Origin of the sequence: Mesorhizobium sp. L-8-3, assembly GCF_016756615.1 — a bacterium.
GTDB lineage: Bacteria > Pseudomonadota > Alphaproteobacteria > Rhizobiales > Rhizobiaceae.
The window spans coordinates 3753996-3768854 of the sequence record NZ_AP023262.1 but is presented as its reverse complement, the minus strand read 5'-3'; the positions used below and the strand labels follow the sequence as shown (position 1 = coordinate 3768854).

General features: G+C 65.3%; 16 protein-coding genes. 8 read left to right on the top strand and 8 right to left on the bottom strand.

What is annotated here, in order from left to right; all coding sequences use genetic code 11:
• Positions 1-22 precede the first annotated feature (22 nt).
• Entirely contained in the window at positions 23-997 is a 975-nt protein-coding gene (gene trxB / locus JN302_RS17625; RefSeq protein WP_202313775.1) for a thioredoxin-disulfide reductase, read from the bottom strand.
• Positions 998-1283: 286 nt separating this feature from the next.
• Between trxB and JN302_RS17620 the strand changes: the two genes are divergently transcribed.
• Positions 1284-1757 carry an Lrp/AsnC family transcriptional regulator gene (locus JN302_RS17620; RefSeq protein WP_202313774.1) on the top strand — a complete coding sequence of 158 codons (474 nt, stop codon included), beginning with the start codon at positions 1284-1286 and terminating at the stop codon, positions 1755-1757.
• Here JN302_RS17620 and JN302_RS17615 read toward each other — a convergent pair.
• Genes JN302_RS17615 through rfaE1 form a run of 3 tightly spaced genes read right to left on the bottom strand, consistent with a single transcriptional unit; the run spans position 1754 to position 4498 of the window.
• Positions 1754-2392, bottom strand: coding sequence for a D-glycero-alpha-D-manno-heptose-1,7-bisphosphate 7-phosphatase (locus tag JN302_RS17615; protein WP_202333913.1), 639 nt, complete (start codon positions 2390-2392; stop codon positions 1754-1756). The genes JN302_RS17620 and JN302_RS17615 overlap by 4 nt on opposite strands.
• Entirely contained in the window at positions 2385-2960 is a 576-nt protein-coding gene (locus JN302_RS17610; RefSeq protein WP_202313771.1) for a D-sedoheptulose-7-phosphate isomerase, read from the bottom strand. Before JN302_RS17610 ends, JN302_RS17615 begins: the two co-directional genes overlap by 8 nt.
• A gap of 8 nt (positions 2961-2968) precedes the next feature.
• A complete protein-coding gene (gene rfaE1, locus JN302_RS17605; RefSeq protein ID WP_202333912.1) occupies positions 2969-4498 on the bottom strand; it encodes a D-glycero-beta-D-manno-heptose-7-phosphate kinase in 1530 nt (509 codons plus the stop codon).
• Positions 4499-4623: 125 nt separating this feature from the next.
• Here rfaE1 and rfaD point away from each other — a divergent pair, with 125 nt between their 5' ends.
• The 4 genes from rfaD to JN302_RS17585 all read left to right on the top strand — a co-directional run bounded on the left by rfaD (position 4624) and on the right by JN302_RS17585 (position 9348).
• The gene (rfaD, locus tag JN302_RS17600) at positions 4624-5574 is read left to right on the top strand and encodes an ADP-glyceromanno-heptose 6-epimerase (protein ID WP_202333911.1); all 951 of its coding nucleotides are present in this window, start codon (positions 4624-4626) and stop codon (positions 5572-5574) included.
• Positions 5547-6548 (top strand): lipopolysaccharide heptosyltransferase II, encoded by a 1002-nt coding sequence (gene waaF / locus JN302_RS17595; protein ID WP_202333910.1) that lies wholly within the window; start codon positions 5547-5549, stop codon positions 6546-6548. Before rfaD ends, waaF begins: the two co-directional genes overlap by 28 nt.
• On the top strand, positions 6545-7510 hold the full coding sequence (gene waaC / locus JN302_RS17590; protein WP_202333909.1) for a lipopolysaccharide heptosyltransferase I: 966 nt from the start codon (positions 6545-6547) through the stop codon (positions 7508-7510). The genes waaF and waaC overlap by 4 nt, the downstream gene beginning before the upstream one ends.
• 155 nt (positions 7511-7665) lie before the next feature.
• Positions 7666-9348, top strand: a complete 1683-nt coding sequence (locus tag JN302_RS17585; RefSeq protein WP_202313762.1) for an isovaleryl-CoA dehydrogenase — start codon at positions 7666-7668, stop codon at positions 9346-9348.
• 343 nt (positions 9349-9691) lie between these two features.
• Here JN302_RS17585 and greA read toward each other — a convergent pair whose 3' ends face one another.
• Positions 9692-10165 carry a transcription elongation factor GreA gene (gene greA / locus JN302_RS17580; RefSeq protein ID WP_202313761.1) on the bottom strand — a complete coding sequence of 158 codons (474 nt, stop codon included), beginning with the start codon at positions 10163-10165 and terminating at the stop codon, positions 9692-9694.
• Positions 10166-10326: 161 nt separating this feature from the next.
• Positions 10327-10860, bottom strand: coding sequence for a PH domain-containing protein (locus tag JN302_RS17575; protein WP_202313760.1), 534 nt, complete (start codon positions 10858-10860; stop codon positions 10327-10329).
• Between the two features lie 104 nt (positions 10861-10964).
• Here JN302_RS17575 and JN302_RS17570 point away from each other — a divergent pair, with 104 nt between their 5' ends.
• Positions 10965-12110, top strand: coding sequence for a PQQ-dependent sugar dehydrogenase (locus tag JN302_RS17570; protein WP_202333908.1), 1146 nt, complete (start codon positions 10965-10967; stop codon positions 12108-12110).
• A gap of 119 nt (positions 12111-12229) precedes the next feature.
• Here JN302_RS17570 and JN302_RS17565 read toward each other — a convergent pair whose 3' ends face one another.
• Together JN302_RS17565 and JN302_RS17560 are read right to left on the bottom strand one after the other, a co-directional pair.
• On the bottom strand, positions 12230-12859 hold the full coding sequence (locus JN302_RS17565) for a tetratricopeptide repeat protein (RefSeq protein ID WP_202333907.1): 630 nt from the start codon (positions 12857-12859) through the stop codon (positions 12230-12232).
• Between the two features lie 123 nt (positions 12860-12982).
• Entirely contained in the window at positions 12983-13333 is a 351-nt protein-coding gene (locus JN302_RS17560) for a DMT family protein (RefSeq protein ID WP_202313757.1), read from the bottom strand.
• Positions 13334-13465: 132 nt separating this feature from the next.
• Here JN302_RS17560 and JN302_RS17555 point away from each other — a divergent pair, with 132 nt between their 5' ends.
• Positions 13466-13891, top strand: a complete 426-nt coding sequence (locus JN302_RS17555; protein WP_202313756.1) for a DUF3775 domain-containing protein — start codon at positions 13466-13468, stop codon at positions 13889-13891.
• A gap of 95 nt (positions 13892-13986) precedes the next feature.
• On the top strand, positions 13987-14823 hold the full coding sequence (locus JN302_RS17550) for an extensin-like domain-containing protein (RefSeq protein ID WP_202313755.1): 837 nt from the start codon (positions 13987-13989) through the stop codon (positions 14821-14823).
• The last annotated feature ends 36 nt before the right edge of the window (positions 14824-14859 follow it).

Below are 14859 nucleotides of genomic sequence, written 5' to 3'. Positions count from 1 at the left end.
GTCTTTGCAGGCGTTTGATCTGCTATTCCGCGGCTTCCCGATGGAGTTCCATCTCGGCCAGATACTTTTCGGCTTCGAGCGCCGCCATGCAGCCCAGGCCCGCTGCCGTAACGGCCTGGCGATAGACGTCGTCGGTCACGTCGCCCGCGGCGAAGACGCCGGGCACATCGGTCCTGGTGGAATCGGGCGCGGTCCACAGATAGCCGTTCGGCTTCTGCTTCAGCTTGCCCGCGAACAGTTCGACCGCCGGCGCATGACCGATCGCCACGAAGACGCCGTCGATCGCCATTTCCGATCCGGCTCCCGTCTTGGCGTTGCGCAGTTTGATGCCGGTGACGGATGGCGGCAGTGGCAGCTTGCCCGGCTTGCCGGTGATCTCGTCGACCACGGTGTCCCACAGGACGGTGATGTTCTCCTTCTTGAAGAGCCGCTCCTGCAGGATGCGCTCGGCACGGAATTCCCCGCGCCGGTGGACGACCGTCACATGGCGCGCGAGGTTGGAGAGGTAGAGCGCCTCCTCGACGGCCGAATTGCCGCCGCCGACGACGACGACATCCTTGCCGCGATAGAAGAACCCGTCGCAGGTCGCGCAGGCCGACACGCCGAAGCCCATATAGGTCTGCTCGCTCGGAAGGCCGAGCCATTTCGCCTGCGCGCCCGTCGCTATGATCAGGGCATCACAGGTGTAGACGGTGCCGGAATCCGACGTCAGCCGGAACGGCCTGACGTCGAGATCGACCTCGGTGATCAGGTCGTTGACGATCTCGGTCCCGACATGCTGCGCCTGCTTGAGCATCTGCTCCATCAGCCACGGGCCCTGGATCGGATCGGCGAAACCCGGATAGTTCTCGACGTCGGTCGTGATCATCAGCTGGCCGCCCTGCTGCAGGCCGGCGACGAGGACCGGCTTCAGCATCGCTCGCGCCGCGTAGATGGCAGCCGTGTAGCCGGCGGGACCGGAACCGATGATCAGGACGGGCGCATGTTTGACGCTCATAGCGGTGCCTTCAAAAGAGGCGGGCGCAACACATCGCGCGCCCGCCGCAAACACAGACTTTCGCCGCCAATTTAGGTGTTGGCCCCTACCTGTTGCAAGGCGGCGGATTGTTCCTCCCCCGAAAGCTTGGGGTTCAAGCCCCTCTCCCGAGCCCCGCCGGACGCAGGCTACGCCGAAAAGCTGTGAAGTCGTAGGGCGAAAGCTGGTGCTTTCGGCGCATTCCGGTATTTATATTTCGTCAAAGCGACATATTGTTGCGCGATTCGTTCCGGAGCGACCTGTCGACATGCCCTTGAAGGCCGATCTCGACGCCATCGACTGGAAGATTCTGCGGGAACTCCAGAACGAGGGCCGGGTCACCAATGTCGAATTGTCGCGGCGCGTCGGCATTTCGGCTCCGCCCTGCCTCAGGCGCGTGAAGCGCCTCGAGGATGCTGGTGTGATCCAGGGCTATCGCGCGCAGCTCAACGGCCCGGCGCTCGGCTTCGATGTCGTCGCATTCTGCCAGGTCGGGCTGCAGCACCAGTCGGAAGCCGATCTCAAGGCCTTCGCCGACCGCACCCGCAACTGGCCGATCGTGCGCCGGGCCTGGATGGTCTCGGGCGATTCGGACTTTCTCCTGCATTGCGTCGCCACCGATCTCGTGACGTTCCAGACCTTCGTCATCGAGGAACTGACCTCGGCGCCCAATGTCGACACGGTGCGCACCGCGCTCACCATCCGCCAGGTCAAGGATGAGGGGCCGGTGGCGATCGGCTAGCTGCGCACCGAAAGCCGCGAGACCCTTTCGACGAGCGCCGCCCAATCGGGATCGCTCAGCAGCGCACGGCAGGCGAAGCCCGGCATGCCCGAACAAGTCCCGCCGATCAGCCAACCTTCGCCGAGCCCCGCCCTACGCCCGGCCTCCATGTCCGAGGGCTTGTCGCCGACCACGACGGACCCGCTGAGGTCGAGGTCCAGTAGTTCGGCGGCCCTGAACAGCATGCCGGGATTGGGTTTGCGCATCGGATGATCGGCAACGTTGAGCGGCCGCTTGCCACGTTCGTGATAGGCGCAGGCCAGGACCATGGCGATGAAGCAGCCTTGTTCGGCCAGCAGGTCGAGCAGCCGGGCGTTGACGGCGGCGAAATCGTTCCAGTCGAGCAGCCCGCGTGCGATACCCGACTGGTTGGAGACGACGACCACGGGGATATGCGCCGTATTTGCGGCGCGAATCACGGGAACGATCGGCGACAGGAGCACGATCTCGGCGGGATCGCGCGGATAGCCCGTATCGACATTGATCGTGCCGTCGCGATCGAGGAACAGCGCCGGCCGGCCGGCCGTCTCGGCGGGGACCGCCAGCGGCTGGACCCACAAGCCTCCATCCTCGAGATGGAGTTCGGCGTCAGCCATCGGCGAGCCGAGCTTCCACCGCCTCGCACAGATGATGGTAGAGACAGAGATGACCCTGCTGGATGACAGGCGTGAAGGTCGACGGCACGTTGAGCAGGATGTCGGAGAGGGCAGCCAGCTTGCCGCCCGTGGAACCGGTGAGCGAGACGACCGTCATGCCCATCGCCCTCGCCTGCTCCGCCGCAAGCAGCACATTCGTGGAATTGCCGCTGGTCGAGATGGCGATCAGCACACCGCCCGCGACGCCGTGGGCCTCGACCTGGCGCGAATAGACGGTGTCGAAGCCGTAGTCGTTGCCCCAGGCCGTCATCACGCCGACATTGGAGGGGAGCGCCAGCACATTGTAGGCCTTGCGCTCCTTGAGGAAGCGGCCGACCAATTCGCCGGCGATATGGATCGCATCGGCAGCCGAGCCGCCATTGCCGCAGACGAGCAGCGGCTTGCCCGCGCCGAGCCCGGCCACGATCGCCTCGACTGCGCGTTCCATCGCCGCCGACAACTCGCGGTCGTCGACCATGGCGACGATCGCCTCGGCAGAGCGCTTCAGATATTCGTTCAGGGAAGCCATTGATATCCTTACCTGGCGTTGGCGCCGGAGCCGTTGATCCGCTCGATCATGCCGGTGGTGCTCTTGCCGTCGACCAGCCTGGCGAGCACGACGCGCCCGCCCGCCGCCTGCACGATATCGGCGCCGACCACGGTGTCGATCGTGTAGTCCGCCCCTTTCACCAGCACATCAGGCATGAGCCTTTCGATCAGCCGGAGCGGCGTGTCCTCATCGAAGACCACGACGAGATCGACGGCGGCGAGCGCCGAGAGCACGAAAGCACGGTCCTGGGCGTTGTTCACCGGCCGCGCCTCGCCCTTCAGCCGGCGCACGGAATCATCGCTGTTGAGCCCGAGGATCAGCCGGTCGGCATTGGCGCGCGACTGGCGGATCAGGGAGACATGGCCTGCATGCAATATGTCGAAGCATCCATTGGTGAAGGCGATGCTGAGGCCCTCCCGCCGCCATGCGGCGACGATCTGCTCGGCCGTTTCGAGATCGACGACGGAGCGCTCCGTATGCGCGGTCGCATCGCTGCGGAACAGTGCCGCAACCAGTTCCTCCGCCGAGACACGGGCCGTGCCGCGCTTGCCGACGACGACGCCCGCGGCGGCGTTGGCCACCGTCGCGGCGGCGTGCCTGTCGAGGCCGGCCGCGAGCGACAGGGCAAAGGAGGCGATCACCGTGTCTCCGGCGCCCGACACGTCGAACACCTCGCGGGCCTGGGTCGGGATGTGGCGGGCATTGTCGGCGCTCACCACGCTCATGCCCTTCTCGCTGCGCGTCGCCAGCACGAAATCGAAGCCATGCGCGCCGATAAGGTGCCTTGCGGCATCGACCACCTCGTCGTCGTTGGCAACGGCACGGCCGACAGCCTCGCCGAGTTCCTTGCGGTTCGGCGATACTGCGGTCGCCCCCGCATAGCGCGAGAAGTCGCGGCCCTTGGGATCGACGATAACCCGCTTGCCCGAGGCGCCGCACAGTCCGATCAGTTCGGCGGCAACACCGTCGAGCAGCATGCCCTTGCCGTAGTCGGAAAGCAGGACGATGTCGCAGAGCGGCAGATATTTGCGGAAACGCTCCACGAGCATGCGGCGTTCCTCCGGCGACAGCGGCCGGATTTCCTCTTCATCGAAACGAAGGACCTGCTGATTGAGCGCACTGAAGCGCGACTTGCAGGAGGTCATGCGCGCCGCATCCACGACGATCGCAGACGTGTCGACGCCCTGGTTCTCCAGCGTCGCGACGACGGCGCGGCCGGCCGCATCGTTGCCGATAGCGGCGATCGGCAGTGCGGTGCCGCCGAGCGATACGATGTTCGAGACGACATTGCCCGCCCCGCCCAGCGTCGAGGTTTCGCCACGCCCATGCAGGACCGGAATAGGCGCCTCCGGCGAGATGCGCTCGATGACGCCGTTGATGAAACGGTCGAGGATGAAATCGCCGACGACCAGGACCCTGACTTCACGGAACCTGTCGATGGCCGACAAGAGGCTGGCCGGGCTCTGCGCCGCGACCGGCTGTTCCTGTTCCACGGTCTTTGCCGAAGGATCGCTCATGCGCAGCCGATATACCGCAAAATCGGCCGACGCAACCGGGGCCAGTTGCAGCACGGCCCTTTGTCGACAGCGCCCCTCGGCTCGCCTATAAGCTCGCACCAACCAACGGGCGGCAGGAGAAGGCCATGATCGTGGTCACCGGCGGAGCGGGCATGATCGGCTCCAACATCGTGGCGGCGCTGAACGCGGCCGGCCGCACCGACATCGTCGCCGTCGACGATCTGACCGACGGCACGAAGTTCCGCAACCTCGCCGACCTCGCAATCTCGGACTATCTCGACAAGGATGAATTCCTGGCCCTGGTCGAGCGCGACGCGTTCGACAAGATCGACGTCGTCTTCCACCAGGGCGCCTGCTCCGCCACGACGGAATGGAACGGCAAGTTCATGATGGAGGTGAACTACGCCTACTCCAAGAAGCTCCTGCATTTCTGCCTCGGCCGGCGCGTGCCCTTCCTTTATGCCTCGTCGGCGGCCGTCTATGGCGGCAGCGCGGAATTCCGCGAGGAGCCGGAATTCGAGCGACCGCTCAATGTCTACGGCTATTCGAAGAAGCTGTTCGACGACTATGTCAGGGCCAGGGTCTTCCCGACCGAGCACTCGCCCGTGGTCGGCCTGCGCTATTTCAACGTCTACGGCCCGCGCGAGGCCCACAAGGGCGCGATGGCTTCGGTCGCGTTCCATCTTTTCAATCAGGTCGAGCGCGGCGAGGATCCGAAGCTCTTCGGCGCCTATGACGGCTACGGCCCGGGTGAGCAGAGCCGCGACTTCATCCATGTCGGCGACGTGGCCGACGTCAATCTGTGGCTCTGGCGGCGCGGCATCAGCGGCATCTTCAACTGCGGCACCGGCAGGGCCCAGCCCTTCCGCACCATCGCCGAGACCGTGATCGCATCGCTCGGGCGGGGGGAAATCGAATATGTCGACTTCCCCGACCATCTGAAGGGCCGTTACCAGAGCTTCACCCAGGCCGACATGTCCCGGCTGCGCGCGGCCGGCTACAACGGGACCTTCCGCGACCTCGAGACCGGCACCAGAGAATATGTCGAATGGCTGAAGGCCCATCCATCCTCGTGATCGGCCCGCGCTGGGTCGGCGACATGGTCATGGCCCAGACGCTGTTCATCGCGCTGAAAGAGCTTCATCCCGACGCCGCGATCGATGTCATGGCGCCGGCCTGGGCCGCCCCCCTGGTCGGGCGCATGCCCGAAGTGCGCGCCCGCATCGACGCGCCCTTTTCCCGCAACAAGCTCGAGCTTGGCCTGCGCTGGCGGACGGGACGCGCACTGAAGAACCGCTACGACCAGGCCTTCGTCATGCAGGGCAGCTGGAAGTCGGCGCTGGTGCCGTTCTTCGCCGGCATTCCCCGCCGCACGGGCCATAGACGCGAGATGCGCTACGGCTTGGTCAATGACATCGTGCCGCTGCCCGAGCACCTGAAGCGCAAGACGGCGCAGGCCTTCTTCGGCCTGGCAGGCGGCGGCAGCTTCCAGCCGCCACGGTTGAGCGTGGACGCGGCGAACCAGCAGGCGCAGCTTGCCCGCCACGGTCTCACCAAGGGCAGCTTTGCCGCGCTGATGCCGGGCGCCGAGTTCGGCCCGGCAAAACGCTGGCCGTCGGAGCAATATGCCGACTTCGCCCGCCGCCTCCTGGCGGAGGGCCTTCAGGTCGCCTTGTTCGGTTCGGCCAACGACCGGCCGGTGACGTCGGAGATCGCCGCCCTTGCGCCGGGCGCCGTCGACCTCGCCGGCAGCACACGCCTGGAGGATGCGATCGACCTCCTCGCGTCGGCACGCCTAGCCTTGTCGAACGATAGCGGCCTCATGCATGTCGCCGCCGCCGTCGGCACGCCTGTCGTCGCCGTCTACGGCTCGACCTCGCCGAAGAACACGCCGCCGCTCAGCGAACGGCGCGAGCTCGTCTGGCTGGGGCTCGACTGCTCGCCTTGCCACAAGCGGATCTGCCCGCTCGGCCATCTCGATTGCCTGAACAAGCTCGATGTCGACCGTGTGTTCGCCGCCGCGCAACGGCTGATGCAGGCATCGCCATGAGGGTGCTGATCGTCAAGACCTCGTCGATGGGCGACGTGATCCATACGTTCCCTTCGGTGACCGACGCGCTGCGGCACCGGCCCGACATCACCTTCGACTGGTGCGTGGAGGAGCCCTTCGCCGGCCTGGCGGCGCTGCATCCAGGCATCGAACGCATCCACAAGGTGGCGGTGCGTTCCTGGCGCAAGGCGCCGCTCTCCGCAGCCACCCGGGCGGCAGTGGGCAAGGTGCGGAAAGACATGCGCGCGCGCCGCTATGGCCTCGTCATCGACGCGCAGGGGCTGCTGAAGAGCGTCTTCCTGGCAAAACTCGCCGGCGCGCCGATCGCCGGCTTCGACCGCAACAGCGCACGGGAGGGCCTGTCGGCGCTGTTCTATCGCGACCACTATGCGGTTGCCCGCGGCCTTCACGCGATCAGCCGCACGCGACTGCTGTTCGGCGCGGCCCTCGGCTACCAGCCCGACCTCTCCAGTATCGAGAACGGCATCGTGGCGCCGGTGGCGCAGACCCCGCCTTACGGTGCCCGCACGGCATTCCTGCTGCACGGCACTAGCTGGGAAAGCAAGAAATGGCCCTTGCCCGCATGGACCGAGACCGCCAAGGCACTCGTCGCACGCGGCTTCACGCCCGTCACGACTTGGTCGAACCCCGCCGAGCAGGCGGTCGCCGAAGGGATCGCCGATGCGGTTCCCGAAACCGTCGTCATCCCGCGCTCGCCGCTGACCGCGATCGCGGCCGAGATCGGCAGGGCCAGCCTGGTGATCGGCGCGGATACGGGGCTGATGCATCTCGCCAGCGCCTTCGGCGTGCCGACAATAGCCATATTCCTTGCGACCGAACCCGGCCTCACCGGCCCCGTCGGACCGTGTTCGGTCGCGCTGGCGGCAGAGACGCCTGGCGGCGGCGTCTCAGTCGGGCGCGTTCTGGCTGTCGCGGACCAATTGCTCGAACCACGGGTCTGATCGCGGTACCGGCACGGCCCTGCGCGAGATACGCCCCGACTGGTCGTCGCCATGACAAGGATGTCGCGCCGCCAGCCTGGCCGCGCTTGAAAATGAAATGACGACAAGGCCCGAATGCGCGATCATTACGCGATTTCCAGCAACCGGAGATACCAATGCCAGACGCTACCCTTGTTGGCGCTCCCGCCCTGGACCGCTACGGCGCCGTCACCCATGACGTGATCAACCAGCCCTTCGAACTGGCGGACTACAATCTCTTCAGCGCCGACGTGCCGCTGAAGGAGGCTGTCATACGGGAAGGCGCCGGATGGGCCGCGAACGATCTCGCTGATTTCGGCGCGCGGATTGGATCGGCGGAGTATCTGGAACTCGGCGCGCTCGCGAACAGGCATCTGCCCGAGTTCGATACCCATGACCGCTACGGCAGGCGTGTCGACCTCGTTCGATTCCATCCGGCCTATCATCGTCTCATGACGACTTCGATCGAGGAAGGCCTGCATTCCTCGCCATGGGAGGAACCTCGGCCGGGTGCCCATGTCGCACGCGCTGCCCGCTTCTTTATGCACAGCCAGGTCGAAGCCGGCCACGGCTGCCCCGTCACCATGACCTTCGCGGCGGTGCCCTGCCTGAGACGGCAGCCGGAACTCGCCCGGGACTGGCTCCCGAAGATGCTCGCCCGCATCTACGATCCCCGCAATGTTCCCGTCGAACAGAAGCAGGGCGTCACCATCGGCATGGCCATGACCGAGAAACAAGGTGGATCGGACGTTCGTGCCAACACCACGCGCGCCATTCCCGTCGGCGCCGGCGGGCCGGGCCAGGCTTACGAGCTCGTCGGCCACAAGTTCTTCGTTTCGGCTCCGATGTGCGATGCATTTCTCGTGCTCGCACAGACCGAAGGGGGCCTTTCGTGCTTCCTGGTACCGCGCTGGCGGCCTGATGGGACAAAGAACCCGCTGCAGGTGCTGAGGCTCAAGAAGAAAATGGGAAACGCCTCGAATGCCTCGAGCGAAACCGAATTGCGAGGCGCTCTGGGATGGATGGTTGGCGAAGAAGGCCGAGGCGTCGCCACCATCATCGAGATGGTTGCCATGACGCGCTTCGACTGCATGGTCGGTTCGTCGGCGGGCATGCGCATGGCGACGAGCCAGGCGATCGACCATTGCAGTCAGCGACATGCCTTCGGAAAGCGCCTGATCGACCAGCCGATGATGCGCAACGTTCTAGCCGACCTTGCTCTCGAAACGGAGGCCGCCATCGCACTCACCATGCGCATCGCGCGTGCCCTGGACGAGCCGTCGGACGCGCATGAGACCCAGTTGACCCGCCTTGGCACCGCCATTGGAAAATACTGGATCTGCAAGCGGAACCCCGCCCTGGCCTATGAGGCGATGGAGTGCATCGGCGGTTCGGGCGTCATGGAAGACAGTCCCATGCCGAGGCTCTTCCGCGAGTCACCGGTCAACGCTATCTGGGAAGGCTCGGGCAACGTGCAGTGCCTCGATGTTCTTCGCGCGATGCGCCGCACGCCCGAGACGGTCGACGCCTATTTCGCGGAAGTCGACCTCGCAAGGGGCGGCAGCAAGATACTGGACCGTCACATCGGCTCGCTGAGGACGGACCTGCGCGTCACCGACGACTTCGAGGAGCGAGGGCGCGATCTGGTGGATCGCCTGGCGACCGGCCTGCAGGCAAGCCTGCTGCTTCGGCACGCGCCGACGACAGTCGCGGAGGCCTTCTGCGCTTCCCGACTCGACAGCCATGGAGCGCACCAATATGGCGCGCTGCCGAAGGGGACCGACTTCGAGGCCATCATCGAACGGTCCAGGCCGAGGTAGTTACCGGCGCTATATTGACCCGGCTGACCCCGCGTGAAGCCGCCAGGCCGGCCCGGATTCCGTGGTCGCGGTTGATGTCCGGGAGGCGAAGCCTGTCCCCTGACGGTTTCTGACGCAGACATCGAACAGGCCCTGGCTCGATCATGAAGCGTCGCGTGTCAATTTGGACGCGCGCGGCGCTTCATTCTACGCAAACGGGTGTGGAAGGTGAGGCACCGGGGCGGCCCGAATGCGGTGCATGCACCCAACCTCGATCCCCGGCGCGCCCCGTCCGGGCAGCCTGGCTTTCGCACCGAAAGGCGAGGGCCACGCGCGCCAGCGGTCGATCTATCGGCCGCCGGTATCAGAAGAAATTGACCTGGACGATCTCGTAGCCGCGAGCGCCGCCAGGCGCATTCACCTCGATGGCGTCGCCGACTTCCTTGCCGATGAGCGCGCGGGCGATCGGCGAGGAAATGGAGATCCGTCCCGACTTCACGTCGGCTTCCTGGTCGCCCACGATCTGGTAGGTTTTCTCTTCCTCGGTGTCCTCGTCGACGAGCACCACGGTCGCGCCGAACTTCACCTTTTCGCCGGAGAGCTTGGACACGTCGATGACCTCGGCGCGCGCGATCAGGTCCTCGAGTTCGGCGACGCGGCCTTCGTTGAGGCTCTGGGCCTCCTTGGCGGCATGATACTCGGCATTCTCCGAGAGATCGCCATGCGAGCGCGCTTCCGAAATAGCTTCGATGATGCGCGGGCGTTCCTCCTGCTGACGCCAACGGAGCTCTTCCTTCAGCGTCTGGAAGCCGTTTGCGGTCATCGGGACCTTGTTCATTTCCAACCTCTTCTCCGGTTCGCCTTGCGGCCGAAACCCGGCCGCAAGGCAAAAAAGAAAACGGTCCGGCAGCCTCGGGCTAACGGAACCGTTTCACCTCATTCGCATATAATATAGCAATCGCCGAGACTTTTTCACGCTAAAAATCCGGTTACCGTTCCTCATCCCACAATCGCCGATTCTTCATCGCAGGGCCTTGCGGAGCGCGCGGGCATTGCGACAGTCGCAAGATTTTCTTCGGCCAGCCCCCGGATGGCAGCTATCGCACGGTCAGCGTCGAACAGATCGGGTACCGCGACCTTCGTCCCGTCGGCAAGCATGAAGACGAGCGTCCCGCGCCTCCTTGGCCGTATCGCCGGCCGCTGCGTGACGCGCATGCCCTTGATGAGCGCATAGGGAATGTCGACACCACGCGACGACGGGAAGCCGCGTTCGATCCGCACGGCGTCCCTGAGCAGCATCACCCTGGTGGTCAGGGCCCGCAGCAGGGCATGAACAGCGAGCGCCGGCACCATCGTCAGCATGGCCAGGCAGAGCCATGCCGGAACGGTTCCCCATTTCCCGGAGAACCCGAGCAGGACAAGCAGCGCGCAGGAACCGATCGCGATCACCAGCGTCGGCAGGAAGACCGCCAGGCGCGATGCACGGAAATCCTGCTTCTCTCCCTTTTCGGGATTGTCGTTGTCACCACGCATATCAGACGATTCATTCACCCGCTTGTGATCCAGCACGGACGCCTTTTACCGCCTGTGCTTGGTGCGGACCTTGCGCGATACGATCACATACCTATGTCGGGATCATGCCGAAGATTCGTGCCCGCTTTGCCCTCGCCCTCGTTTCATGGACAGCACTCGGCGCCGCCGGCGCCATGGCCGATGAGCGCGCGATCGTCACGGACAGGGTGGCGGTGACGGCGTCGATCGTCGCCGACGGGCTGGAGCACCCCTGGGGTCTCGATTTCCTCCCCGACGGAAGCGCGATCGTCACCGAGCGGCCCGGACGCATGCGGCTTTGGACGGGAGGAGCACTTTCTGATCCGGTCGAGGGTGTACCCAAGGTCGCCGCCAGCGGTCAGGGAGGCCTTCTCGACGTGGCCGTGGCTCCCGACTTCGCCTCCTCCGAAACGATCTTCTTCAGTTTCTCTGAGCCGGGAAAAGGCGGCGCCGGCACCGCCGTGGCACGCGCGCGGCTTGCAATGGACGGCGGCACGGCACGGCTGGAGGACGTCAGGACCATCTTCTCGATGGCCCGCAAGACCGGCAAGACGCAGCATTTTGGATCGCGGCTGGTATTCGGACCCGATGGGACGTTGTTCATCACCACCGGCGACCGCGGACAAGGCGATCGGGCCCAGGATCCACGCGACAGCGCCGGTGCGGTGATAAGGATAAACACCGACGGATCCGTGCCGCCAGGCAATACGTCTCCCGAGGGCGCCGACTGGCTGCCGGAACTCTGGTCGAAAGGCCATCGCAACATCCAGGGTGCGGTCTTCGATCCGGTCTGGGACGGCCTCGTCACGGTCGAGCACGGCGCCAAGGGCGGCGATGAAGTCAATCGGCCGGAAGCGGGCAAGAACTACGGCTGGCCGGTGATCTCCTATGGCGTCAACTATTCCGGCACGAAGATCGGCATCGGCACCGAGGCCCCCGGCTACGAACAGCCGCTCTATTATTGGGATCCGTCCATCGCGCCGTCGGGGCTCGCTTCCTATCAAGGCGATATGTTCCCGGAATGGAAGGGCGACCTCCTCGTCGGATCGCTGAAGTTCGAACTCCTGGCTCGGCTTGACCGCAACGAAGCGGGCGAGATCGTCGGCGAGGAGCGTATGCTGAAAGAAGAGTTCGGCCGCATCCGGGACGTGGCCATTGCGCCCGATGGCGCGGTCTGGTTGCTGACCGACGAAGACGATGGTGCGGTCGTGCGGTTGTCGCGGGGACGATAGGCGGTGGTGCAACGCCCGGAGGCGTTCGGGTTACCGGTCGTGATTCATGGTCGTCCTTCCGCCGGCACCCCGCGCCGGCCGGCGGAGAGGACGCCCACGCCCCGGGGTCTGGCCCTGCCTCAGCCCCGCTTCCCGAACGCCGCGATCCTGTCGGCGAGTTCGGTATATTCCCTGCAGCCCTTGCCGCAGCGTTTCTCGATCTCCGTCAGTTGCCCAAGAGCGGCCTTGACGTTGCCGAGCTGGAGATGGGCCTCGCCCAGATACTCCCGCGCCAGCGTGTAGTCCGGATTGACGCGCAGCGCTTCCTCGTAATAGCCGAGGCCGACCAGCACGCGCCCCTGCATGCGGTGCGAATAGCCGAGATAGTTGAGGATCCGCGGGTCCGACTTCTCGGAGGCGAGGCTGAGCACGGCGATCGCCTCGCCGTAGCGCCCGGCCAGCGCGAATTCTCGTCCGGCGTCGTAGATGCTGTCGTCGTCGAGCTGCCCCTGCCTGGGGATGACGCATCTCTGCCTGCGAGTGTTCCAGACCTGGCCCTTCCTGCATTTCATGATGGTCGGCGAGTCGCCGCCGTTGCCGCCGCCGGAGCCTCCACCGGAACCTCCGCCGGAGCCTCCACCGGAGCCACCTCCGCCGCCTCCATCGGAGCCACCTCCGCCTCCCCCGCCGCCCGCAGCATGGACCGGGACCCCGAGCAAAGGCAGTACGAGCAGCGCCGAGGCGAGGCGCTTGGCGAGTTTTCCGTGCATGGATCCCTCCTGGAAAGAGAGGTGCATGGAGACCCCAACGCTTGCCTGAAATCGATTATTCCCGCCCGCCGACACGACCGGATCACATTTGAAGACGATCGGCCGGCCATGACCAGCGGCGGCCTATCCTCGAAAGATCAGCGCAGCGCCGCCGGCAATGAGGACGAAACCCAGTACATGGTTCCAGGTGATCGCCTCCCTCAGATAGAAAATTGAAAAGAGGACGAAGACGGCCAGCGTGATGACCTCCTGCATCGTCTTCAGTTCCGCAGCCGAATAGACTTGGTGCCCGATGCGATTGGCGGGTACGGCGAGCCAGTATTCGAAAAACGCTATGGCCCAGCTCAATATGACGGCCGCGTAGAGCGGCGCCATCTTGAACTTCAGATGGCCGTACCAGGCGAATGTCATGAAGACGTTCGAGGCAACAAGCAGAACAATCGGCAGGATCTTCGGCGAAAGCAGGGACGACATGGGAGGTTGTTCCAAGGGAGAGACGGCGCATTTGAGTCTATGCCGGCCTCCTGTCAATCGGTGTCCAAGCGAACATGCTGCTCCGGCGCCCGAAATGCGCTATGTTGCCGAGCGCGGACAAGGAGTTGGCCTGTGCATCGGCAATCCGAAAGGGAATGGGAGCTCGCCATCGGCCCTGATACCGTACGGCTGTTCATCCTGAAGGCCAAAGCCATCAGCGCCGCCCTGAACGACGACTACACCGACGGCAGCGAGCATGAGGTCGAGCTCGACGGCGACGCGCGCGAAAGCCACAACCACGATGGGCTCGCCGAAGAGGAGGAGGAGAACCTCACCGAAGAGGAGTTGCGGGAGCTGATCGACGATCTCAACATCGACGAGGCGGCCGAATTGGTGGCGCTCGCCTGGGTCGGGCGCGGAGATTTCGACGCGGCGGAATGGGTCGAGGCCGTGGCCGAGGCCCGACAGCGCGGCAACAAACGTACCTCCTCCTATCTGCTGGGGATGCCGATGCTCGCCGACTATCTGGAGGAAGGTCTGGAGGCGATCGGCGCCTGACGGTCCGACTCTCCAACCGGAGCCGGTAATTTCGCGTAATTCAAAGTGATGGCGCCGGTCGTTGATGTGGTTCGGCAGGACGCCATGTTGCCGATATGGCAACATTCCGAACGAAGGGCCTGAGTGCCGTCACGGCCCTTCTCGCCTTCTCCATCGAGGCCGGCGCTGTGACGCCAACGCTTCCACCGACCGCCCCCCGGCCGACGGCCTCGCCACGCCAGCCTGCCGAGATCACCAGGCCGCCGCGACCGGAACCAAGGCCTGACACGGGACCGAGGGAGGAGACGGCCTCCGAAGCGTCCAAGGCGCCTTCGCCGGAACCCCGTCCCGATCCCGGCACGTCTTCAGCGCGGGAGACGGGCGACACACCTCGCAGCAAAACTCCACCGGTCGCGACCGAGGAATTGGCCTGCCGTTCCCGGCTGCGCGCACGGGGCGTCGAGTTCACGGAACACGCCCCCGTCTCCGATCCAACTGGCTGCTCCGTTCCGCATCCCCTGACCGTGCGCTCCCTCGGCCCGGGCGTCGAGCTCAGCCCGGCAGCCGTCCTGAACTGTGCAACGGCCGAAGCGGCCGCGAAGCTCACTGCCGAAGTGATCGCGCCGGCCGCGAAATCTATCCTCGGGTCCGAACTCGTCGCGATCGGCAACAGTTCCGCCTATGTCTGCCGGCCACGCAACGGCACCACCAAGCTTTCCGAGCACGCATTCGGCAACGCGCTCGACATCGGCAGCTTCTCTCTCGCCGACGGCCGGTCGATCGCGGTCACGGCGACCAGCGCTCCCAAGGACGCGGATTTCCTGGCACGGGTGCGCATGACAGCCTGCGGCCCCTTCAAGACGGTGCTCGGCCCCGGCACAGACGCCGACCATGCACAGCACTTCCATCTCGACCTTGCACATCGCCGAAGCGGCGCGACGTATTGCCGGTAAGAATGAAAGAGATTTAGAACCACCGCCCGAAATATT

Bases quoted from the DNA above. Each gene is read 5' to 3' on its own strand.
- trxB (WP_202313775.1), bottom strand. From the start codon at position 997: ATGAGCGTCAAACATGCGCCCGTCCTGATCATCGGTTCCGGTCCCGCC.
- JN302_RS17620 (WP_202313774.1), top strand. From the start codon at position 1,284: ATGCCCTTGAAGGCCGATCTCGACGCCATCGACTGGAAGATTCTGCGG.
- JN302_RS17615 (WP_202333913.1), bottom strand. From the start codon at position 2,392: ATGGCTGACGCCGAACTCCATCTCGAGGATGGAGGCTTGTGGGTCCAG.
- JN302_RS17610 (WP_202313771.1), bottom strand. From the start codon at position 2,960: ATGGCTTCCCTGAACGAATATCTGAAGCGCTCTGCCGAGGCGATCGTC.
- rfaE1 (WP_202333912.1), bottom strand. From the start codon at position 4,498: ATGAGCGATCCTTCGGCAAAGACCGTGGAACAGGAACAGCCGGTCGCG.
- rfaD (WP_202333911.1), top strand. From the start codon at position 4,624: ATGATCGTGGTCACCGGCGGAGCGGGCATGATCGGCTCCAACATCGTG.
- waaF (WP_202333910.1), top strand. From the start codon at position 5,547: ATGGCTGAAGGCCCATCCATCCTCGTGATCGGCCCGCGCTGGGTCGGC.
- waaC (WP_202333909.1), top strand. From the start codon at position 6,545: ATGAGGGTGCTGATCGTCAAGACCTCGTCGATGGGCGACGTGATCCAT.
- JN302_RS17585 (WP_202313762.1), top strand. From the start codon at position 7,666: ATGCCAGACGCTACCCTTGTTGGCGCTCCCGCCCTGGACCGCTACGGC.
- greA (WP_202313761.1), bottom strand. From the start codon at position 10,165: ATGAACAAGGTCCCGATGACCGCAAACGGCTTCCAGACGCTGAAGGAA.
- JN302_RS17575 (WP_202313760.1), bottom strand. From the start codon at position 10,860: ATGCGTGGTGACAACGACAATCCCGAAAAGGGAGAGAAGCAGGATTTC.
- JN302_RS17570 (WP_202333908.1), top strand. From the start codon at position 10,965: ATGCCGAAGATTCGTGCCCGCTTTGCCCTCGCCCTCGTTTCATGGACA.
- JN302_RS17565 (WP_202333907.1), bottom strand. From the start codon at position 12,859: ATGCACGGAAAACTCGCCAAGCGCCTCGCCTCGGCGCTGCTCGTACTG.
- JN302_RS17560 (WP_202313757.1), bottom strand. From the start codon at position 13,333: ATGTCGTCCCTGCTTTCGCCGAAGATCCTGCCGATTGTTCTGCTTGTT.
- JN302_RS17550 (WP_202313755.1), top strand. From the start codon at position 13,987: ATGGCAACATTCCGAACGAAGGGCCTGAGTGCCGTCACGGCCCTTCTC.